The following is a 21,005-nucleotide window of genomic DNA, read 5'->3' as shown; positions in this document are numbered from 1 at the left end:
CTGAAAAGACGTGATTCTCATACGAAAGAAGAGTCCTCTGTGATGAGGACTCTTCTTGTTTTCGGCGGAAGTGCCTCCCCGTACTTATTCCTCCGTTTCTTCCAGCGTGCAGATGGCGCTCGGCCGCTTGATGCGGAGCACGACGCACTCGTAAACGCGGAAGAAGCTGTTCATTTGCTCGTCGCCGAGGAACGCGGTGTCGAAGTCTTCGGCGATTGCCAGGTCCAGATTGTGCCGGCCGGTGGCAACCAGCACGCCGGTGCGTCCCTTGATGGTGGGGGATTGGTACACCCCGTCGGTCACCAGATTGCGAATGTGCTCGATTTCCAGGACGTTGGTCCCCTTGTGGACGCGATGCAGCAGCGAGTACAGTTCCGGAGAGACGACCAGCGCGTACGGGCCGCTGTGTCCCATCTTCAACAGCTTGTTGCGGGCCTCGACGATGTCAGCAAATGCGTTGCCGGATTCCATCCAGTCGCTTTTCAAGTGGGTGAGGCGCCCCTTGACGTTCATCAGGCCGGGCAGATCAAACTCCTTGGAGCCGTTGAAAATCAGGTCGTCTTCCATCAGAGCGCATCCTGCGGCCGCATTGGCTGCGGCGCTCATGTCCAGCGGCATCCCCAGGGTGCGGGCCTGGGCGACGTCGCGCCAGTACAGCACGAAGTCTTTGTACAGGATCGGGATGGTCAGGCTGACCCGTCGGCTCGGCTGGGTCAGCTCCAGGGATTCGCCGCGCAGGCTTAAGCCCCCGAAGCGGGATTCCTCGTAAATGTCGTTGGTAATCGTCTGGATGCCTTCGCCAAGCGGTCCGTAGATATCGATAAAGCGGCGTCCGACCAGTTGGCGGCGGGCCATCTCGACGACGGTCTCGTCCAATTGGTGCCACTCGTCTTTCGTCAAGGGAGAGTCGGGAAACTTGCGGAGCTTGTCCATCGTTGCTACCTCCAATTCGTTCAAAAATGATGAAGAAGAAACGGCCCTTTACAACCCCTTCAAACTGCCGACGGTCAATCCTTTTTTGGCTGCCGGGGCGGAAACGGCATGTGCGGCTCCCGGTGCTTTTCCGGCGTGTGCTGAACCGATTTGGGCCGCGGAAGCCTGCAGGTGATCCACCTGGTGAATGTCGTGCCCCTCGTCATGGTCGGTCAGGTCAGGACGGCGGTCGTCGTCGGAAAAGCGTTCGCTCAGCGCGGCAATGATCTCCTTGACGCGGAGGTAATCTTCCTGGGTCGCTTCGCGCATGCTGCTCAGGACACTGCGCGTCTCCTCGTCCTGAAACTCGTACAGGGAGAGTTCCAGGTGTTCGCGGAAGTTGTGCAGGCCGAACCGTTCCAGATTTATGTCGGAAAGCAGGCGGGAAAACTCCCGATCGCTGAGTTGTTTCGCCTTGTCCCCGTCGATGAGGGAGTCGAGGTAGGGAATCAGCTCGTTCAGGCGGCCGAGGCGCTGTTCTTCTTCCTCCAAGATGTGGTGATAGTACAGGCGGGTGTGTTCATCCTGCGCCGCGTCGATAATCGGCTGGATGATGCCCATGAAGCGCTCGATAAAGCCGCTGGTGCGGGTAAATATGGCGTGCAGTTGTGACATCTCTTGCACCCAACGCTACCTCCTCACTGGTAAGTGTCTTTTCATTATATCATATCGCTGGAAAAAGGCACCGGACAAGAACAATGCAGGATCGGTCTTAGTATTTCTGCTGACACAAAAATGTTACCTCGGAGAGTATTGTCAAAGCTAATTGGGAATGATAATATTTATCAATAATAGTGAGATTCATTATCAATTAGAAAACAAGCGAGACACAACATACAACGATTCAGCAAACCATTCAAGTAGGAGGGAATTACCATGTCGTCCATTCTCGTCATCGGCGGTGACCGCCTGGGCAATATCGTTGATTTTTTGCAAAATCAAGGATTTACCGAGATTCATCACGTGACCGGCCGGAAAAGCTCGCAAACCGGCGTGAAAATCCCGACCGGCGTCCACATGATTTTGGTGCTGACCGACTTCGTCAACCACAATCTGGCCAAGACGGTGAAAAATCAGGCAAAAGACCGGGAACTGCCGATTGTGTTCTGCAAACGTTCTTGTGCAGCCATTGCCAAGGCTCTTCTGCACGTGGCGTAAATACATAACCTCCTGAGTGGGCAGACTACATTTCGAGTCTGACAACAAACGGAGGAATGGCACGTGAAACAGAACCGGCTCGACGAACTGCCGATTGCCCGCTTGACAGAGGCCCAGCTTCAGCAGTTGAAGCAGGCGGAACAACAGATCAATGAACAGGGCAGCGGCGTGTATTTGATTGCCTTTGAAAAACAAGCCCCGTCACGGTAGACGGGGTTTTTTGTTGGGGGCGAGAGCCGGTGCGGCAAGTCAGCATCACCTGCGAGGCGGGAGGGGCTTAGCTTAGGTGAACACGAACTGTGCCAACCGCTCCTTCAGCGCGTCAATGCCGATGGCAAATCCGAGACATTGACTGGATTGAATAATGAACGCGTTTAGTCCGATCACTTCTCCGTTCAGATTGATCAGCGGACCGCCGCTGTTACCGGGGTTGATCGCCGCGTCTGTCTGAAAAATATCCTCGTACATCCGCCTGGCCACCTGCAGGCGCCGGTTTTTGGCACTGATGATGCCGGCCGTGACGGAGTTTTCCAGACCGAGCGGGGAACCGTCTGCTCCCGTAGGGGCAAACTGCCTCAGCGAAACGCGAGCAGCGTGAGGCGCACGGCCAGACCGGAGCCGGACGCTGACGGACACGTATCCGCTTCCAGACGGCGGAGCAGAATGTCGGCCAACTGCCGGCGCTCTTCCCGCGTGGCACTCTCCCAGATGGAGGACCAATCAGCCAGCATTTCCTGCCACTCGTCCGAAACGGCCGCAAGAGGGCGGCACTGCGCTGCGGCCAGCGCCTCCTGTTCCGCCTGTTTCAGCTCTCCCAGCTTGGCGCGGTACTCTCCCAGTGTGATGAGCCCTTCGGCATAGGCGTCTTCCCAGCGTTTCCGCCTTTGCCGGCATTTTTTCAGCAGCGCTTCCGCTGCCGCCATTTCCGTTTGAGCTGCCCCGGACGCGACAGCTTCGCGGCAGGCCGCACGCAGTTCCTCCCCGTAGCGGTGGAGGTGGCTGATCACTTCCCGGGCCAGCCGATCTTCGCGGATCGCGGCGGCCTGACACCCGCCCTTCTGCCTGTTTTTGCACAGGTAATAGTGGTGCGTGTAGCGTTTGCCGTTGGGTTTTTTGGTCCGGGCCGTCTTGCCGCGCATCGGTGAGCCGCAGCGGGAGCAGTACAGGAGGCCGGAAAAGATGAACGGCGAAGAGAGGACCCGGGGATGAAGAGACCGCCGCTCCGCAAGCCGCTGTTGGACGGCTGCAAACGTAGAGGCATCGACGATGGCCGGATGTGCCCGTTCGACGAGCATCCACTTTTCCGGCCGGTTGAGCCGCTGGCCGCCTTCCGCGTAGTTCCACCGCAGGGCTCCGTAGTATACCGGATTTTTCAACAGGCGGGTCACCGCACCGGGGCTCCAGCGGGCACCGTGTTTTCCGCGAAAGCCCTCATGGTTGGCCCATTCGGCAATCTGCCGGGGTGTCCATCCGGCCAGAAAATGCCGGAACATGCCGCGCACTGCCTCTCCCTCTGTCGGATGCACCACCAGCCGGCCGTCCTGCCATTCATAACCGTAGGGCGGGGGGCCGCCCGGCCGTTTTCGCTCCCGCACCATCTGCTCCATCCCCAGCTTCACTCGCTCCGCCAGGTTTTCCCGCTCCCATTGGGCCAGAGCCGCCACCAGCGTGATGAACAGCCGGCCGATTGCCGTCGTCGTGTCGTAGACTTCCGTGCAGCTTTTGAAGCGGACGCCGTACCGTTCAAACTGGCTCAGCAGCCGGTACAGATCCAGGACGGAGCGGGTCAGGCGGTCCAGCCGGTACACCAACACCACGTCGATCCGCCCCAGCCGCACGTCTGCCAGCATCCGCTGCAGCGCAGGCCGGCGCGTATCCTTGGCACTCTCGCCTTCGTCGGCGTAGATGTCCGCCAAGGTCCAGCCCTGGGAGCGAATGTAGGCGAGCAGCCGCTCCCGCTGGGCGGCCACGGAAAATCCCTCCTTGGCCTGTTCTTCCGTACTGACGCGAATGTAGACAGCCGTTCGCATCGAACCACCTTCCCTCATCGCGGATGGTAGAGTCTACAGCAGGGAAGCGGTGCATATGCCTGGACAGCCAAAAAAGCCCCGCCGACGTTCCTGGCGGGACTTTAGCGGGGCGCGGACAGCCGGTGCAGCCGACTATATCCACTTCTGGCCCCAAGCGTGAATCGATTCGATCACGGGGCGCAGATCTTTTCCTTTTTCCGTCAGATGGTATTCAATGCGGACGGGAGTTTCCGGAAACACCTTGCGTTCCAGAATGCCCAGTTCCTCCAGTTCTTTCAATCGTTCCGACAGCATTTTATCGCTCATGTGCGGCACCATTTCGCGGATGTCCTTGAAACGGACAGCCCCGAGCAGCAGCACATGGATGATCAGTCCGGTCCATCTCTTGCCGAGAATGTTCATGGCCCCTTCGTACTTCGGGCACATTTGCTCGCCAGCAAATTCTTGACCCACGTCGGTGTCACCTCTGCGAAACAGCTTATTGTGTTGTCCTTAATTGTAACATACATACTTGAGAAAGGTAAGTTGCATTCACTCCCAAGCGGCACTCGCCATTTAGTCCTCGGTTTGCCGCTATGGCGGCAGGCGGGGAACCAATGCTGATGACCCATTCGCCCACCTTCGTGTCGGCTGAACTGCCCAGCCGCAGCGGGGTCAGCTTGCAATCCGCGTCGATCTTGATAACAGCGTAGTCGCGAACGCGGTCGGTCAGCACCCGTTGTGCTTCAAACACCTTCCCGTTGTACAGTTTGACGTAGATGGTCCGCGATTTTCCTATCACGTGCTCACTGGTGAGAATGTATCCTTTGGGATGAAATATAAAACCGGAGCCGTAACTCCGCTCGGAGGGAAGTGGCGACTCGTCGGTGATCAGACTGCGGATCAGCGATTCCATTTTGTGCCCGTGGGGCGTATCCTCGGTCACAATGGAGACGACGCCTGCCTTGACGCGCTCCACAATCGGCACGAAAAAGTTGAGAGGATGTAAACTGCTGCTCACAGGGTACTTGACTTTGGTGTAATGGGACCATTTTTTACTTGTCACGGTATCTCCCCCCACAGCAGATAGGTATGTATCATCTTATGGCACAGCAGGGAGGAAGGGACGCCCAAATATTTACGAGATGGATATATCAATAATTTTAATTGATATAATAAAGAAATAGGATTGGTATAATCATAATAAAGGTCTTATAATACTTATATAGAATATTTCGAACATATAGCGCATTCGACAGTGCAGACAGCGTGTTGGAGGGATGTAGAGAGATGGATGTCAAAACAATTATTCTCGGGTTTTTGAGTTACACAGAGATGAGTGGGTACGATATCAAACAGGCGTTTTCCAACAGCATCGGCTTTTTCTATGACGCCAGCTTCGGTGCCATTTACCCGGCGCTCCGCAAGCTGGAGGACGAAGGATACGTAACCAAACGGGAAGTCATCCAGTCGGGCAAGCCGAACAAGATCCTCTACAGCATCACGGAGGCCGGTCGGGAGGCGTTTCGCAAGGAGATGCTGACCCCGATACTGCCGCCGGTGCTGCGGTCCGACATGCTGGTCAAAATCTTTTTCGGCAAGAGCCGCACGCCAGAGGAGCAAAGGGAACTGATGCAGGACTGTCTGGAGATGCAGCGGGACTTGCTCAAGCACACAAGACACTCGTACCAGGATCTGCAGCAGCACCTTGACGAGTACCAGCGATTCTGCTGGGAGTACACGATCCACCACCTGGAGACGACGATTGCGTTTTTGGAACAACACATGCCGGCTCTGCTGAAACAACAGACCGCCTGTCCCCTGTAGGGAACGGACGAGACTGTCCGGGCCGCAGCGAATTAAGAGAGCAGATAAAAAAGCGAAGGGATTTTGCGTCCCTTCGCTTTTTTGTGCGGCGATTGCATCGTTACTTCAGATTTTCCGGATTGAGGCATTCCAACTCCGGAACGACAAAGCGGCCGTCTTTGCGAATCAAGCGGTCGTCAAACCAGATTTCGCCGCCGCCCCACTCCGGACGCTGGATGCAGACCAGGTCCCAGTGGATGGACGACCTGTTGCCGTTGAACGCTTCATCGTAGGCTTGACCGGGTGTGAAGTGGAAGCTGCCGTCGATTTTTTCGTCAAACAGGATGTCTTTCATCGGGTTCTGGATGTACGGGTTGACCCCGATGGCAAATTCCCCGATGTAGCGCGCACCTTCGTCCGTATCGAACACTTCGTTGATCCGTTTGGTATCGTTGGCGGTCGCGTCGATGATTTTGCCGTCCTTGAAGGTCAGCTTGATGTTGTCAAACGTGAAGCCCTGGTACGGCGACGGCGTGTTGTAGCTGATGACGCCGTTGACGGAGTCGCGGACGGGAGCGGTGAACACTTCGCCATCCGGGATGTTGGACTGTCCGGAGCACTTGATCGCCGGAATGCCTTTGATGGAAAAGGTCAGATCGGTGCCCGGGCCGGTGATGCGCACTTTGTCCGTCTTTTCCATCAGCTCGACGAGGCTGTCCATTGCCTTGTCCATTTTGCCGTAATCCAGAGTGCAGACCTTGAAATAGAAGTCTTCGAAAGCATCGGTGCTCATGTTGGCCAACTGGGCCATGGACGCATTGGGGTAGCGCAGCACGACCCACTTGGTCTCCGGCACGCGCACGTCCAGTACGGGACGCAGCAGGAGCTTGTTGTAGAGCTGCATCTTGTCCCCCGGTACGTCGGACAGCTCGCTGATGTTGTCGCTGCCGCGAATGCCGATGTAGCAGTCCATTTGCTTCATGAAGGAAACTTCTGCATCGCGCATCACGCCCAACTGCGTCTCATTTGCGCCAAGCAGCAGTTCCCGTTGGATCGCTTGGTCGATCAACTGCACGTACGGGTTGCCGCCCGCCTCGTACACCTTGCGGATGACGGCGCGAACCAGTTCGCTTACCTCGCCGATCGCATAGATGAGAACGTTTTCATCGCGCTGGACGCGCGTCGAGTAGTTCACCAGCACATCGGCCAGTTTTTCGATACGGGGATCTTTCATTGCACAGACGTACCTCACTTTCCATTGCACTAGTATGTATTGTAAATATTGTACACAAATCGACGAGAAAAAAGCTACCCGTGGTCAGGGTAGCGTGCGTATGAAACGCGCTGTGCAGGATTCGGTGCTAATGTATATGCTATGATTGGCGCAGATGTGCGCTGCCGTTTTAATTGTCGCAGGAACAACCAACGATCACCAGCAGGATGAACAGGATCAACACCAGAGTGAAATCGTCCAGGTCGCCGTTAAAGATGCTGCTCATCAAACATCCTCCTTTTGTTTGTTAAGCCTCTTGTGCTTACACCCATAACATATGGGTTTTCACACAGAGCCGTAACGGGCAAATGCCCATTTTTGGGAAGTATATTATTCTGAAAACATGGAAAAGCTAGAGGATACGTAAAGACTACGCGATATGAAAGGATGGCAGTTGTCATGCGCAGAGCTTTGCTTCACGAGGCTCCGACGATTTTGATCAGCGTCGGCGAGGATTTTAAATCGATCGTATGGAAGGCACAGTACGATATGGACTTTAACACGGAATGCCTGTTTTGCTTCTCCGAGCGAATCACCGGCTATCGCGTCGAGGACGAGCTGGGCCGTTCCGGAAAAGTGGCTGTCTGCCCGCATTGCGAGAAAGTGAACGCCATATACGCTTGATCGTCGGCAGTGTTGCCGAAGCGATGCCGCTTGGTGGCTGCGCCCGGCGGTTGATCCCTGTCCGGTCTTGTTCTTTCGTCCGGCGGGAGGTCAGCCGCCGGGCGTTTTTTTCTGCTTGGGAATGTCAATCCATCCACCAAGTACCACCTCGTTTTGGGCAGGATTGCAGAAAGAAGGCTCGAATACGTAGGGGGAGTACACAGATGCGGATAGAGGTGAACCCATGTACAAGAAATGCAGCCGCTGCGGAAGTGGCATGGAGCTCGTGCTGCGCAACGTCGTGTACCGCGGCCGCGTGAAAATCATGAACGTGCCGGTACACGTCTGCGAAAACGATGCTTGCAGCCATTCCCAGGTGGTGGACGTCATCAAAGCTGATCTGAAGAAACTGATGGAGGAATGGGGCCAACATCCGCAGCGCCAATCGATTAATTTTGAAGACGTGTCAGAACTTTCCCATTTGATGGTGCTCATCGCCAAAGAGAAAGAGGATGCGACTGTGCGAGAGGCGTTGCAGGAGCGGGTGAACGAATTGTTGGACCTGTTTTTGCTGGCCCGATCGCTGGGGGACCAGAAATGGATGCACGAATTGCGACAGCGTTTGACGAAAATCATGGTCTAGGCGAACCGGGTTGTCCTCACGAAAGGACGGCTCTTTTTTCGCTGTGCCGTAAGAATTCTGCTGCATTTACGAGATATCGCCGCGCGCTGGCCTGCGGGCTGTATCGCACGGGAAACGTAGACTTCGCCGATGCGATTCCGTATACTGGTAGACGCATGCACCAGATGTGAGAGGAGCGATTCTTCGTGACGGAAGTACAACTGCACACGCTGGAGGAACTGGATCAATTCGTGTCGGGCGCGGGCAAACGGCTGCTGTTCAAGCACAGCACGATCTGCCCGATCAGCACGACCGCTTATGAAGAGTTTCAGGCGTTCCTCAGCGAACAGCAACTTCCCGCGGCGGTCATTCTCGTGCGCGAGGACCGTCCTGTCTCCAACGCGGTGGAGGAGCACTTTGCCATCAAACACGAGTCCCCGCAGATTTTTCTGCTGGAGGACGGCCAGGTAAAATGGCACACCTCCCACTGGAAAATTACCAAGGACGCCATCCGCGAGGCTGTGCAAGGCTAGAGCGGATGCAGCGAACGGCGGGGGAGGGGCGAACGCAAGCGTCCGCCTCTCTTCGCTGTCGGCCTCGTCCCAGGGTGGCGCCGCGAATGTGAAACTGCACAAAAAAACGGGTGGGCTTGTAAGGGCCGCACCCGTTTTTTTGTGAGAGCAGACGGTTACTCCCAATACAGTTCCAGTTTGTCGCCGTTCTTTAACACCGTGTGGTACGAAGCCGGCTCCCCGTTGACGAGCGTCACCAGGCGAAAGTTGCCTTCGCCCGTCGGCTTTTCCAGCGGGACGTCGACATAGCGGAAAACGTCACTGAACAGGGGCGCGACGGGCTCGGCTGCCTTTACGGTAATCACCGCGCCGTCCCGGACGGGATCGTCCGCCTGTGCCGGTCGGCCGTCCACCGTGACGGATACGCCGCCCACAGGCAGCACGACAGGCTGACCGTTGAAGTGGACGGTGATCGTCTCCTGCCCCCACTCCTCGAGAGGAATGACGTCGCGGATGGCGGGAATCGTCAGTTCTTCCACCCGGAATGCCAGCTCATCGCCCTGCCGCACGCGATCGTCCAGTGCGGCCGGTTTGCCGTTTACCTCCACCCGGAGGTTGCGGGTTGGCAGGGTGTATGAGCGGCCGTTGACGCTGAACCGGAGGGGAGGCGGCGCTGCTTCGTCTCCGTCCGGGAGCAGCCCCGCTTCCCGCAGCACCTCTTCCACCGTGCCGGGCAGACGAATCTCCAGCTCACTGCGGTCGGCGAGAGGGGCGTCCAGCGGTTGCCGCACGCCGTTGACCAGGGCGATGGGGCCGAGTGACAGCGGCTGGCCGTTGCAGGTGAGCTCCAGCGTGTCCAGGCGGTCCAGCAGATCCAGCACCCGCGCCTCCGCTTCGCGGCCGTCCTGACCGGGCACGACGACGATCACATCGCCGTCCGCCACGGGGGCGTCCAGCCCCGACGCTTCCCCGTTTTTCTCGATGACGGGCGGGGTGCCGTGGCCGCCCGGAATGATTTTGATTCGGCCGTTTACGGTCAGCGACATCGCCATGCCGGGGCGGCCGTAGAGACGGCGGATGTCCATGCCGGCCGCAATCAGCGCGTCGCCGACCGTCATGTTGCGCAGGTCGAAGATGCGGATCGGCGCGTCGTTGACGGTGACGGTCACGTATTTGATCGGATGGCGGCGCGCCGCGACGGCGATGCCGACCGGTGTGACGAATTCCGGTCCGGTGATGTCTGGATGTTCGTCCACAAACTGCCGGATGGCATCTGCGCCCCGGACCGCGACGCGAGACGGCGGCAGCTTCAGCGCTTCCGCGACGCGTTCTGTCAGTCTAGGCGTCAGGCTGCCCCCGCCGATCAGCATCACGGCTTGCGGCGGCTTGCCGTTCAGTTCCAGGATTTTGTTTGCGATGTTGACAGCCAGGTGGCGGATGTCACTGTCGATGGCAGCTGCCACCTCGGCAGACGACAGGTTGTGCTCCATCCCGAGTATGTCGGTGAACGATACCGTTTCGCTGGAAGAGAGCGCCCGCTTCACTTCCTCTGCCATTGGGAAGTCGAGCAAAAAGGCGTTCATCAGGGCATCGGTAATCTCGTCCCCGGCTACCGGCACCATGCCGTAGGCGGTGATCGTCCCTTCCTCGGTCAGGGCCACGTCGGAAGTGCCGGCGCCAATGTCCACCAGCGCGATGTTCAACCTGCGCATGGTGACAGGGATCAGCACGTTGATCGCCGCGATCGGCTCCAGGGTCAGCGCCTGCATTTCCAGGTCACAGTGCTTCAGCGCAGCCAGCAGCGAGTCCACGACCACGCGGGGCAAAAACGTGGCGATCACCTCGACGCTGGCAGTGTCCCCGCGTTGGTGGAGCAGGTTGCCGATCAGTTCGCCGTCCAGGTAGTAGTTGACGACGCTGTATCCAACGCAGTAGTAGCGGGTGACGTCCCGTTCGTTCAGTTCATGGGCCAGTTGGGCCTGGGCTTCCTGAACGGCGGAAAACTCCAGGGCCAGCACGTCGTCGCGGGAGATGGTTGCGTGCGGGGCAATCGGCATATCCATCCGCACCCGCCGCGTCCGCAGCGAACGGCCCGCCGCCGCCACAGCCACCCGTTTCAGTGAGCCGTGCGTTTCTTCCAACTGCTCCTTGACCTGCCGAATGACTTTGGCGACGGCGTCGACGTCGTGAATCTGTCCGTCCAGCATGGAGCGTTCGTCATGTTCACGGATGGCGCAGTCGATGATGCGGAACCGATCGCCCGAAGGCTCGACGATCAGCCCGATTACGCTGCGTGTCCCAATATCCAAAGCAAAGATCAGCTCATCCGAAGCTGTTTGCACAATGTCCGACAAAATCAGGTCACTCCTCATTCCATAGGAAAATCCGGGAAATCACTTCGGGAATGTTTTCGACTCGAAGTGCGGAGAATCCTGTCGAAACAGGCAATCTTCTCGACAAGAGGAAAAATTGCAAACGTTTTAAAACAAATTTGCAATTTACTTTCATGCTTTTTGGCGCTAAACTGCTGACAAGGGCAATTTGATTGATTATAATAACCCTAATTTATTGTGGTGAGAACAAAGAAGACGAGGAGAGTGGAGCGAAGATGGCACACGACCAAATCGAAACCATGCGCAAACAGATTGACGAGATCAACCTGCAGATTCTCGCATTGATCAACAAGCGGGCCGAACTCGTTCAGGAGCTGGGCAAAGAGAAAGTAAAGCAGGGCGTCAACCCCTTTGATCCGGAACGGGAGCGCCAAATGCTCACCCAGCTGGTGGAGAACAACAACGGTCCGTTCAGCGACAATACGATCCGCCATCTGTTCAAGCAAATTTTCCAGGCGTCGCTCGATCTGATGAAAGACGACAATAAAAAGGTTCTTTTGGTCAGCCGCAAAAAACAGCCGGAAGACACTGTGATCACGATCAAGGGCGTGGAGTTTGGCGGAGGCCGTCCGATCATGATCGCCGGCCCGTGCTCCGTGGAGAGCTACGAGCAGGTGCGCGCCGTGGCGGAGAATCACGTCAAGCGCGGTCTTCGCGTGCTGCGCGGAGGAGCGTACAAGCCGCGTACCTCGCCGTACGACTTCCAGGGCCTGGGCGTGGAAGGCCTGGAGATTCTCAAGCGGATCGGGGACGAATTCAACCTGGTGACGATCAGCGAAATCGTCAATCCCGCTGACCTGGAACTGGCCACCCGCTACATCGACGTCATTCAAATCGGGGCCCGCAACATGCAAAACTTTGAGCTGCTGAAAGCGGCCGGCCGGATCAACCACCCGATCCTGCTGAAGCGCGGGTTGTCGGCGACGATCGAAGAGTTCATCTACGCTGCGGAGTACATCCTGTCCGAGGGCAACAAGCAGGTGATGCTCTGCGAGCGCGGCATCCGCACCTACGAAAAAGCGACCCGCAACACGCTGGACATCTCTGCCGTGCCGCTGTTGAAACAGGAGACCCACCTGCCGGTATTCGTCGACGTCACTCACTCCACCGGTCGCCGCGATCTGCTCCTGCCTACGGCCAAGGCCGGTCTTGCTGTCGGCGCGGACGGCATCATGATCGAGGTGCACCCGGATCCGGACGTCGCTCTGTCCGACGCCAAGCAGCAGGTCAACATCCCGCAGTTCAACCACATCCTCGACGAACTGCTCGCATCCGGTCTGTACAAGGAAGCAACGCCAACGGTGCAGCGCTGATTCGTCCGTCTTGCATAAAATAAGTGTCCAGGGCTCTTCCGATCGGCGGGAGGGCCCTCTTCATTTGACGAAACACGTCCCAACCAGTAAGCTAAGCACAAGAGGACATGGCTGAAGGGAGCGAAAGCGGATGAGTGAACAGGAGCACTGCTGTGCGCCGGAGCGGTCCACGCCGCGGCCGGACAAGATCAAGAGCAATCTCATCTCCCGGCTGAACCGGGTGGAAGGACAAATTCGCGGCATCCGCGGCATGGTGGAAAAGGACGTGTACTGCGACGACATCCTGAATCAGATCGCGGCGGCTCAGTCGGCGCTGAATGCGGTGGGCAGAATGCTGCTGGAAGGGCACATGAAAAGCTGTGTCATCGACCGCATTCAACAGGGAGACAGCGAGGTTATTGACGAACTTTTGAAAACGATGAACAAACTGATGAGATGAGGGGCCGCTCGCCTGATAAACGATTGCAACCGGGCACGGCTTGTCGTATCATAAGTGCATACATTTATGAAAATGATCATGAAAACCATATTATGGGGAAAGTGAGGGTATGTGATGCCGGTTACTATCTATGATGTGGCACGAGAAGCGGGAGTTTCGATGGCGACGGTTTCCCGGGTTGTCAACGGAAACCCGAATGTCAAACCATTGACGCGAAAAAAAGTATTGGCTGCGATCGAACGTCTCGGATATCGGCCCAACGCAGTCGCGCGCGGATTAGCCAGCAAGAAAACAACGACGGTCGGTGTCATCATCCCGGACATCTCCAGTCTGTTTTTTTCCGAATTGGCACGCGGCATTGAAGATATCGCCACCATGTACAAGTACAACATCATCCTGTGCAACTCGGACCAGCGCATGGAAAAGGAATTGCAGTTGATCAACACACTGTTGGAAAAACAAGTGGACGGCCTTTTGTTCATGGGAGCGGAAATCAAGGAAGACCACTTGCAGGCGTTCACCAGCGCACAGGTGCCGATCGTTCTGGCGGCCACGCGTGATGCGGACAACACATTGCCGTCCGTCACCATCGACCATTTCCAGGCGGCTTACGACGCCACCAAGGCGCTGATCGAACACGGGCACAAGCGGATCGCGATGATCACCGGTCCGATCAATGACCCGCTGGGCGGTCTGATGCGCTACGAGGGCTACAAAAAGGCGCTGGCCGACGCCGGGATTTCGCATGACGAAAAATTGGTGGCCCACGGCAACTACTTCTACGAATCAGGGCTGCGTACGGCTGGGGAGTTTCTCAAGCTGTCCGACCCGCCGACCGCCATTTTTGCTGCCAGTGACGAAATGGCGATCGGGGCGATTCACGCCGTCCAGGATGCCGGCTTGAACGTACCGGGCGACATCGAAGTGATCGGGCACGACAACATCCGCCTGGTGGAAATGGTGCGGCCGCGGCTCACGTCGGTCGTCCAGCCGATGTACGACATCGGAGCAGTGGCGATGCGCCTGTTGACCAAGTACATGAACAACGAGCACGTGGAGGAGCACGTTGTGCTGCTGCCCCACCGTATTGAATACCGCGAAAGCACCCGGCCGCGAGAAATCTAAAGCGCCGAGAGGAACAAGTGTTTGACAGCAAGAGGAGCAGGAGGGAACGAAGCGATGCGCATTGGAATTATCGGCGCGATGGACGAGGAAATTGCGCTGTATCTGGAAGCGATGACCGGCACGGTCAGCACGGAGAAGGCGGGCATTGTCTACCACGAGGGAGAGATGGAGGGAACATCCGTCGTTCTCTGTAAATCGGGGGTGGGCAAGGTAAACGCCGCTGTCACCACGCAAATGCTGATCGATCAGTTCAAGGTGGACCGGATCATTTTCACCGGGGTGGCGGGAGCGGTGCACCCCGATCTGAACATCGGCGATATTGTCGTCTCCACGGACTGCGTGCAGCACGACATTGACGTGACGGCACTGGGATTTGCCCCCGGCCAGATTCCGTATACCGAGCAATGGGTGTGGCAGGCCGACCCGGCGCTGCGGGAGCTGGCGATTGCGGCGGGCAAGGATCTGGAAGACGACGTGCAGGTCGCGAGCGGGCGAATTCTCTCCGGCGACCAGTTCGTCGCCAGCAGGGAAAAGGTCAAATGGCTCCGTGAGCAGTTTGACGCTCACTGCACAGAGATGGAAGGGGCAGCCGTCGGGCAGGTATGCGCCATGAACGGCGTGCCGTTTGTGATTGTTCGCTCCATGTCGGACAAGGCCGACGGTTCTGCACACGTCAACTTCGCGGAGTTTACCCGGTTGGCGTCGCAGCGTTCGTACGCGATCGTCAGCCGGATGCTGCGCGCGATGACGCCTGGCGTGATCGTGTACTCCACCAAAAACTGCATCGACTGCGACATGGTGAAACAGTGGCTGACCGCCAAAGGCGTCGCATTTGAAGTGCGGGACGTGATGACCAGCCGCGCCTACCAGGAAGAAGTGGAGCGCTTCGGATTCATGGGCGTGCCGGTGACGGTGGTCGGCGACAAAGCAGTCAAAGGCTTTCAGCCAGACGAGCTGGAAAAGCTGCTGAGCCGTTCATAGTGAAACACGCATGAAAAAACCGGTTTCTCGCGGGAGAGACCGGTTTTTCATATGGTGCGCCCTGCATGCCCTTCATACCGGCACGCCGGTTGTCCGCTCAGCTATCCGTTTCGATCGGCGCGTACATCAGCGCCCGTTCCAGCGTGATGCGGTTTTTCTCCGTGATCTCCGCCCGGCGGGGGATGGGCGGAAACGGATCGTCAAACAACCGGGTCGGCAGCTCCAGTTCGCTCAGCGGCTGCCAGCGGGAGCGCCACGCTTCCGGCAGCGGGCCGTCCGCGAGCGGCTGATCGGTCATCTCGCTCCAGAGCAATGTCCAGGCGCGGGGCACCACCCGCCAAATGTCATAGCCTCCGCCGCCCACGGCAATCCAGCGGCCTTGGCACCACTCGTGCGCCAGCCGATGAGCCAGCCGGGGAATTTCCTGATAGATGCGCATCGAACAGGAGAGGTGGGTAAGCGGATCGTAGGTGTGGGCGTCGCAGCCGTTTTGCGTCACGATCACATCCGGCTTGAAGCCGCGCGCCAATTTGGGAACCAACTCGTGGTAAATGTCCAAAAACGACTGATCTTCTGTAAACGCTTCCAGCGGGATGTTGACCGAATAGCCGTAGCCGCTGCCTTCTCCCCGTTCCGTCAGGCTGCCGGTGCCGGGAAAGAGGTATTTGCCGGTCTCGTGCAGGGAGACGGTGAGGACGTTGGGATCGTCATAAAAGGCCCACTGCACACCGTCCCCGTGATGGGCGTCGGTGTCGATATAGAGAATCCTGGCGTCCCAGTGCTGGCGCAAATAGGCGATGGCGACGGAGCAGTCGTTGTAGATGCAAAAACCGGATGCCCTCCCGCGAAAGGCGTGGTGCAGTCCGCCCGCTGGGTTGAAGGCATGCTCCGCCTGTCCGTTCATCACCGCGTCCACCGCCTGCAAGGTGCCGCCGACGATCAGCGCGGCGGCCTCGTGCATCTGCGGGAAGAAGGGGACGTCTTCGGTGCCAATCCCGTACCCGGCCGCCAGCGGCAGCTCGGTGTCACTTTCCCCCTGCTGCCGGACAAACTGGATGTAGCGCGGATCGTGGATCAGCGCCAGTTCCTCGTCGGTCGCCAGCCGCGGCGGCAGGATGTCGGCGTCGTTTATCAAACCGTAGGCGCTCATCAGATCGTAGGTCAGCAGCAACCGGCGCTGGTTGAACGGATGTTCGTCGTGAAAGTAGTAGCGGGTGTAATCGGCAGAGTAGATCAGACGAGCGTTCCGGCTCAACGCCCCTCCCCCCCTTCCCCGGGAGCGACGACCGCAAAGCCCTTGCTGCGCAGCAGTTCCATGACGGGGCGCGGGTCGATCGTCTGGACGCGGAAGACCAGATTCTTCCTGCCCGGCTGGTCCCCGGGGAAGACGACCACGCTGCAGACATTCACCTGGGCTTCGCGCATCACCTGGCTGACTTCCGCCAGCATGCCCACGCGGTCGTCTACCTCCACCTCAATGTGGGAGCTGGGTTTGTTCACGCCAAACAGTTCGATCAGGCTGTTGAACAGGTCTGATTCGGTGATGATGCCGACCAGCCGGTTTCCTTCCACGACCGGGAGCGATCCTACCTTGTGTTCGTAAATTTGCACTGCTGCGTCTTCGATAAAATCGAGCGGATGGGCGGTGATCACCTGGCGCTGCATGATGTCCGCCACCGGTTTTTGCAGGACAGTGTGATCGTCGTCGTGCGCAAGCAGCGTGGACGGGAGGGCATCGCGCAGGTCGCGGTCGGAGATGATTCCCACGAGACGCTCCTGGTCCACGACGGGCAGATGTCGAATGCGGTTGCCCCGCAGCAGTTTCAGTGCATCGCCGATACTGGTGGTGGGATGGACAGTGACGACCCGTCGGCGCATGATCTTCTCGATTCGCATGGGCAAAACTCCCCCTTTTTCCTGGCGCTCCAAATACTCCTAATAGAAATAGCGGTGTTGAAAGCGCATGGCGTCAAAAGCAGCAATGCTCTCCGGCGGGACCCGACTGCCGATTCGGGCCATCAGGCAGTTGGCCGGATGGGAGCAGATTTCCGGATCGTCCGTCGCCATCCAGACCATGCCGACGCTGCCCATTACCTTTTCCATCACTTTTCGGTACTGCCACACATCCAGCCCTGTTCCTTTCAGGTCCCAATGCCAGTAATATTCCGTCGTGATGACAATATAGTCTTCCATCGCGTCGTCCATAAAGGCCACCTGCAGCATCGTCTTGGCGACACTGCCGCCCCGGACGGCCTGGCTTACTTCGATTGCCCCCAGCTCGAGCAGGTCGGGGAGTTGGGCCTGCGACCAGCGCTCAAGCGGGTCGGGATAGAGAAACGTGACGTAGCCCAGCACCAGGTCCGCTTCCCGGGCTACGATGATCCGTCCCTCCGGCAGGGCGGCAATTTCCACGAGGGCCTTGTGCTGCTCTTCGGGGATGCGAAACGCCTTGAGCCCTTCGTCCAAGCGGAGGGAGGCGAGACGTTCCGGTTCGACGGGCCCCTCCACCAGCAGCCGCTTTCCGCCGGCGACGAGCTGCTGTGAATGATAGCGCTTGACGTGCTTCATTGACGCACCTCCTGGTTTAGAAAACAAGAGATGGCAGCAAAACCATCTCTTGTTCACCTCTCTATCCCTATCATACGTCGTTTAGTGGGCGGCAACGCTGTTCGATTGCGGCGATTCTCCGAAACTGTTGACGGCAGTGATGTAATACGTGCCGCTGTTGTCTTCGCTCATGTGCACATAGCTGGTGCCGGTCACCGACTCCAGGAGCAGGTATCCGGTTGCCGGGTCCGGGCTGAAGTAGACGTTGTACGCGATGACCTGTTCGTTTGTGCTGTTGCGCTTCCACTGCAGTTTCCAGCCGCCCTGAACTTTTGTCAGCGTCAAAGACTTGGGCGCGCTGGGCGGCATGGCGATTGGGTCTCCGCCGTTTCCGATGCCGGGGTCGTTTGGCTCCGGGAGCGGCGATTCCGTTTGGCCGGGGGCGGTTGGGACCTCCCACGTGCCTGTGGAATTTCCGGCAGAGACTGCCGCTGACGGCGCCGACTCCTGGCCTGTGATGTCCACGGCAGTGACGTAGTATCGTCCGCCGTTTGCCGACGCATCCGTATAGCTGAGCACGGCCGGGTCTTTCACCGTGGCGACGCGGACGAAGCCGTTTGACCCGTTGGCGCGGTAAATCCGGTAGCCGATCAGGTCCGCTTCGCCGCCCGACTTCCACGAAAGTGTCACTTGCTTGCCGGACTGGACGGCGGTGACGTTGGTCGGAGCGGCGGGAGCGCCGGCCACCTCGGTCCTGGGATCTTCCTTTTCGGGGAGGCGCTGCTCCCAATCAAGCGGCTTGACGTTGGCCTTTTTGTCTTTGGCGAGCTGCTCGCTGTCGGGCAGCGGGTCCGGTGAGCGGAAGAAGATGCCCTCTGACACAAAGTCGTCCGGCGTTCCTTCCTTGGCCAGGTAGCGCTCGCCGTTGTAGAGGATGACGCGTGCTTTCTGATGCGAGTCATCCGTTTTCGTCGGCAGGTACTTCTGGTTGAACAGATCCGTGATCAGATGGCCCGCTTGTTTGGACAGTTCGCTCGGCAAAAGTCCGGACTTGCTGTCTACGGTGGCGGTGACGATGCCGGCCGGTTTGGCAAAGGTCTTGTCGGGCGGCGACAAGTCGGGGTGTTTGTCGATAATCTGCTTCATGATCTTGCCCCACACGGCCATCGGCACGTTCTTGTCCCGGTCAGGAATGGGATGTGGCTCATCGAACCCAATCCAGACGCCCATGGAAAGTTCGGGAGTGTAACCGACGAACCACAAGTCGTTGTTGTTGTTGGTCGTCCCCGTCTTGCCGGCGATGTCCACCTTGCGCGGAACGTACTGACGGATGTGGGTCCCGGTGCCGGCGTTGACCACCGATCGGAGCACGTCGGTGATCAGGTAGGCGGTCTGCTCGCTGTACACCTGTACCGGCTTTGCTTCGTGCCGATAGATGACCCTGCCCTGGCTGTCCTCGATCCGCTCGATCAGGTAGGCGTCCACAAATGACCCGCGATTGGCAAAGGTGGCGTAGGCGTTGGTGATTTCCTCCACCGTCAATCCGTACGCCAGCCCGCCGATCACCCCTGTGGCGGCGTAATTGTCGCTGTCGACCAAGGTGGTGACGCCCATTTTTTTCACGTAATCCAGCGCTTTCGGGATGCCCACCTTCAGGTACGTCTTGATCGCCGGGATGTTCCAGGACATCCGCAGCGCTTCGCGGGCGCTCATGATACCGTGAAACTTGTTGTTCCAGTTCATCGGCAGGTGGGAGCCGGTTTTCCCGTCTGCCAGCAGCACGGGCGAATCGTCGATCGGCGAACCGGGCTGCAGCAGTCCCAGTTCAAACGCGGGCGCATAGGCAGCCAGCGGCTTCATGGCCGAACCCGGCTGACGGGGAACGGTGGCGTGGTTGGTCTGTTCCACGTTGAAATCCCGTCCGCCGATCATGCCGAGGATGGCGCCGGTTTTGTTGTGAATCAGCATGGCCCCGACTTCTTCCAGGGCGTTCTCGATTTTTTCCGTCTTGCCGTTGGCGCGGCGAATCGTGTACGTCGCGTTTTTTCCGAAGTTTTTCGGGTCCTGGGCCACGGCCTGCATGATCGTGTTGACGTCCTTGTTGATCGTGGTGTACACCTTGTAGCCGTTGCGCAGGATGTCGCGGCGCTTCTCTTCGATCAGTTGGCGGTACTCGTTGCGCTCGACGCTGGACTTGTCCCGCCCTTTTTCCTTTAATTCGGCGTCGACGAGCGCGCGGGCGGCCCGCTCCTCGATTTCCATCATCAGGAACGGCACTTCCCGGTACGCCTGCTTCGCCGGTTTGGCCAGCCGCGACTTCAGATCGGACGCCAGTGCTTCATCGTACTGAGCCTGGGTGATGTACCCGTTTTCCATCATCCGGTCCAGCACCATCTTCTGGCGATCCTTTCCGCGTTTGTATCCTTCGTTGTTAAACGGCGAGTACGCCCCAGGGTTTTGAATCATCCCCGCCAGATAGGAGGCCTCCGCCAGGTCGAGGTCTTTCACGTCCTTGTTGAAAATGCCCTTGGCCGCTGCTTGGACGCCGTAGACATTGGAGCCGTTGGCATTTTTCCCGAGGTAGATCTCGTTCATGTAGGCTTCGAGAATCTGGTCCTTGGAAAACATCCGCTCGATACGCATCGCGTTGAAGATTTCCCGCGCCTTGCGCATGTGGCTCACTTCATGCGAGAGGATGGTATTTTTCACCAGTTGCTGGGTCAGCGTGCTGCCGCCGGTGACGACAGGCTGGTTGGTCAAGTCCTGCAAGGCGCCGCGCAGCGTCGACTGGATCACGATACCCTTGTGCTGAAAGAAGTATTTGTCTTCGGTGGCGATGATGGCGTTGATCAGATACGGAGAGACTTCCGATTTTCTCACCAGGCGCCGGTCCCCTTCAGACGCGCGGAGCTGTCCGATTAGCGAACCGTCGTTGTAAAAGGCGAAGCCGGTGAGGTAATTGGTGAAGATTTTCTGCTGCAGTTCTTCCCGGCTGCGCACAGGCTCGTCCTTGACGAGCGCAGCAACGTAGCCTAACACAACACCTCCGGCCAGAATGACGCCCAACAGCCCCATCAATAGCAGACCCTTGACCAGCAGCAGGATCGTCCGCCTGCGGCCGCGGCGGCGCTTGCGCTTGGCTGGTTCAGAGGAAGAAGAGTGCTTGTTCGACATAGTTCTACGACCCCCTAGTGTTATCCTGATTATACCATAGGCGGGATCGGGAGGATAGAAGCGCGCCGTTGACATGAA

At 58.1% G+C, this 21,005-nt stretch carries 23 protein-coding genes; 10 read left to right on the top strand and 13 right to left on the bottom strand.

The window, feature by feature from the left end; translation table 11 throughout:
* Positions 1–84 precede the first annotated feature (84 nt).
* Both ETC00_RS17125 and ETC00_RS17120 read right to left on the bottom strand, forming a co-directional pair.
* Positions 85–933, bottom strand: coding sequence for a family 1 encapsulin nanocompartment shell protein (locus ETC00_RS17125; RefSeq protein WP_171567342.1), 849 nt, complete (start codon positions 931–933; stop codon positions 85–87).
* Between the two features lie 48 nt (positions 934–981).
* Positions 982–1,596 (bottom strand): IMEF encapsulin system ferritin-like cargo protein, encoded by a 615-nt coding sequence (locus ETC00_RS17120; RefSeq protein ID WP_171567341.1) that lies wholly within the window; start codon positions 1,594–1,596, stop codon positions 982–984.
* A 252-nt stretch (positions 1,597–1,848) separates the two neighbouring features.
* Here ETC00_RS17120 and ETC00_RS17115 point away from each other — a divergent pair, with 252 nt between their 5' ends.
* Both ETC00_RS17115 and ETC00_RS17110 read left to right on the top strand, forming a co-directional pair.
* Positions 1,849–2,130, top strand: coding sequence for a DUF2325 domain-containing protein (locus ETC00_RS17115; RefSeq protein ID WP_171567340.1), 282 nt, complete (start codon positions 1,849–1,851; stop codon positions 2,128–2,130).
* Positions 2,131–2,193: 63 nt separating this feature from the next.
* Entirely contained in the window at positions 2,194–2,340 is a 147-nt protein-coding gene (locus tag ETC00_RS17110) for a hypothetical protein (RefSeq protein ID WP_171567339.1), read from the top strand.
* A 72-nt stretch (positions 2,341–2,412) separates the two neighbouring features.
* On the opposite strand, the gene ETC00_RS17105 is transcribed toward ETC00_RS17110, so the two are convergent.
* The 4 genes from ETC00_RS17105 to ETC00_RS17090 form a co-directional block, all read right to left on the bottom strand.
* Positions 2,413–2,766 (bottom strand): S1C family serine protease, encoded by a 354-nt coding sequence (locus ETC00_RS17105; RefSeq protein ID WP_304415196.1) that lies wholly within the window; start codon positions 2,764–2,766, stop codon positions 2,413–2,415.
* Positions 2,706–4,160, bottom strand: a complete 1,455-nt coding sequence (locus ETC00_RS17100; RefSeq protein ID WP_171567338.1) for a recombinase family protein — start codon at positions 4,158–4,160, stop codon at positions 2,706–2,708. The genes ETC00_RS17105 and ETC00_RS17100 overlap by 61 nt, the downstream gene beginning before the upstream one ends.
* Before the next feature lie 132 nt (positions 4,161–4,292).
* Positions 4,293–4,613, bottom strand: coding sequence for a winged helix-turn-helix transcriptional regulator (locus ETC00_RS17095; protein ID WP_304415198.1), 321 nt, complete (start codon positions 4,611–4,613; stop codon positions 4,293–4,295).
* Between the two features lie 25 nt (positions 4,614–4,638).
* A complete protein-coding gene (locus ETC00_RS17090; protein WP_171567337.1) occupies positions 4,639–5,205 on the bottom strand; it encodes a S1C family serine protease in 567 nt (188 codons plus the stop codon).
* Between the two features lie 224 nt (positions 5,206–5,429).
* On the opposite strand from ETC00_RS17090, the gene ETC00_RS17085 reads away from it, so the two are divergent.
* On the top strand, positions 5,430–5,966 hold the full coding sequence (locus tag ETC00_RS17085) for a PadR family transcriptional regulator (RefSeq protein WP_171567336.1): 537 nt from the start codon (positions 5,430–5,432) through the stop codon (positions 5,964–5,966).
* A gap of 100 nt (positions 5,967–6,066) precedes the next feature.
* Here the strand turns inward: ETC00_RS17085 and ETC00_RS17080 are convergent, their stop codons facing one another.
* Together ETC00_RS17080 and ETC00_RS17075 are read right to left on the bottom strand one after the other, a co-directional pair.
* Positions 6,067–7,179 carry an aminopeptidase gene (locus ETC00_RS17080; RefSeq protein ID WP_171567335.1) on the bottom strand — a complete coding sequence of 371 codons (1,113 nt, stop codon included), beginning with the start codon at positions 7,177–7,179 and terminating at the stop codon, positions 6,067–6,069.
* Positions 7,180–7,348: 169 nt separating this feature from the next.
* The gene (locus ETC00_RS17075) at positions 7,349–7,444 is read right to left on the bottom strand and encodes a YjcZ family sporulation protein (protein WP_029098693.1); all 96 of its coding nucleotides are present in this window, start codon (positions 7,442–7,444) and stop codon (positions 7,349–7,351) included.
* Between the two features lie 173 nt (positions 7,445–7,617).
* Here ETC00_RS17075 and ETC00_RS17070 point away from each other — a divergent pair, with 173 nt between their 5' ends.
* The 3 genes from ETC00_RS17070 to ytxJ all read left to right on the top strand — a co-directional run bounded on the left by ETC00_RS17070 (position 7,618) and on the right by ytxJ (position 8,976).
* Positions 7,618–7,842, top strand: a complete 225-nt coding sequence (locus tag ETC00_RS17070) for a hypothetical protein (protein ID WP_171567334.1) — start codon at positions 7,618–7,620, stop codon at positions 7,840–7,842.
* 223 nt (positions 7,843–8,065) lie between these two features.
* Positions 8,066–8,464, top strand: coding sequence for a hypothetical protein (locus ETC00_RS17065; RefSeq protein ID WP_171567333.1), 399 nt, complete (start codon positions 8,066–8,068; stop codon positions 8,462–8,464).
* Between the two features lie 185 nt (positions 8,465–8,649).
* Positions 8,650–8,976 (top strand): bacillithiol system redox-active protein YtxJ, encoded by a 327-nt coding sequence (gene ytxJ, locus ETC00_RS17060; RefSeq protein ID WP_171567332.1) that lies wholly within the window; start codon positions 8,650–8,652, stop codon positions 8,974–8,976.
* A gap of 155 nt (positions 8,977–9,131) precedes the next feature.
* Here ytxJ and ETC00_RS17055 read toward each other — a convergent pair whose 3' ends face one another.
* On the bottom strand, positions 9,132–11,309 hold the full coding sequence (locus ETC00_RS17055; protein ID WP_171567331.1) for a cell division protein FtsA: 2,178 nt from the start codon (positions 11,307–11,309) through the stop codon (positions 9,132–9,134).
* A 254-nt stretch (positions 11,310–11,563) separates the two neighbouring features.
* On the opposite strand from ETC00_RS17055, the gene ETC00_RS17050 reads away from it, so the two are divergent.
* The 4 genes from ETC00_RS17050 (at position 11,564) to ETC00_RS17035 (ending at position 15,206) form a co-directional block, all read left to right on the top strand.
* Complete coding sequence (locus ETC00_RS17050; RefSeq protein ID WP_171567330.1) at positions 11,564–12,661, top strand: bifunctional 3-deoxy-7-phosphoheptulonate synthase/chorismate mutase; 1,098 nt, start codon at positions 11,564–11,566, stop codon at positions 12,659–12,661.
* 130 nt (positions 12,662–12,791) lie between these two features.
* Positions 12,792–13,100 carry a metal-sensitive transcriptional regulator gene (locus tag ETC00_RS17045; RefSeq protein WP_171567329.1) on the top strand — a complete coding sequence of 103 codons (309 nt, stop codon included), beginning with the start codon at positions 12,792–12,794 and terminating at the stop codon, positions 13,098–13,100.
* Between the two features lie 114 nt (positions 13,101–13,214).
* Entirely contained in the window at positions 13,215–14,225 is a 1,011-nt protein-coding gene (gene ccpA / locus ETC00_RS17040; RefSeq protein WP_171567328.1) for a catabolite control protein A, read from the top strand.
* 54 nt (positions 14,226–14,279) lie between these two features.
* The gene (locus ETC00_RS17035) at positions 14,280–15,206 is read left to right on the top strand and encodes a 5'-methylthioadenosine/adenosylhomocysteine nucleosidase (protein WP_171567327.1); all 927 of its coding nucleotides are present in this window, start codon (positions 14,280–14,282) and stop codon (positions 15,204–15,206) included.
* A 97-nt stretch (positions 15,207–15,303) separates the two neighbouring features.
* Here ETC00_RS17035 and ETC00_RS17030 read toward each other — a convergent pair whose 3' ends face one another.
* The 4 genes from ETC00_RS17030 to ETC00_RS17015 form a co-directional block, all read right to left on the bottom strand.
* On the bottom strand, positions 15,304–16,461 hold the full coding sequence (locus ETC00_RS17030; protein WP_171567326.1) for an acetoin utilization protein AcuC: 1,158 nt from the start codon (positions 16,459–16,461) through the stop codon (positions 15,304–15,306).
* Positions 16,458–17,102: a CBS and ACT domain-containing protein gene (locus ETC00_RS17025; protein ID WP_171567325.1), complete on the bottom strand. Its 645-nt coding sequence runs from the start codon at positions 17,100–17,102 to the stop codon at positions 16,458–16,460. The genes ETC00_RS17030 and ETC00_RS17025 overlap by 4 nt, the downstream gene beginning before the upstream one ends.
* A 39-nt stretch (positions 17,103–17,141) precedes the next feature.
* Positions 17,142–17,774 (bottom strand): N-acetyltransferase, encoded by a 633-nt coding sequence (locus ETC00_RS17020; protein ID WP_171567324.1) that lies wholly within the window; start codon positions 17,772–17,774, stop codon positions 17,142–17,144.
* A gap of 81 nt (positions 17,775–17,855) precedes the next feature.
* Positions 17,856–20,927, bottom strand: a complete 3,072-nt coding sequence (locus ETC00_RS17015) for a transglycosylase domain-containing protein (protein WP_171567323.1) — start codon at positions 20,925–20,927, stop codon at positions 17,856–17,858.
* Positions 20,928–21,005: the final 78 nt, after the last annotated feature.

Origin of the sequence: Brevibacillus sp. MCWH (assembly GCF_013096935.1) — a bacterium.
Taxonomy (GTDB): domain Bacteria; phylum Bacillota; class Bacilli; order Brevibacillales; family Brevibacillaceae; genus Brevibacillus; species Brevibacillus aydinogluensis.
This window is presented reverse-complemented; position numbering and strand designations above follow the sequence as displayed.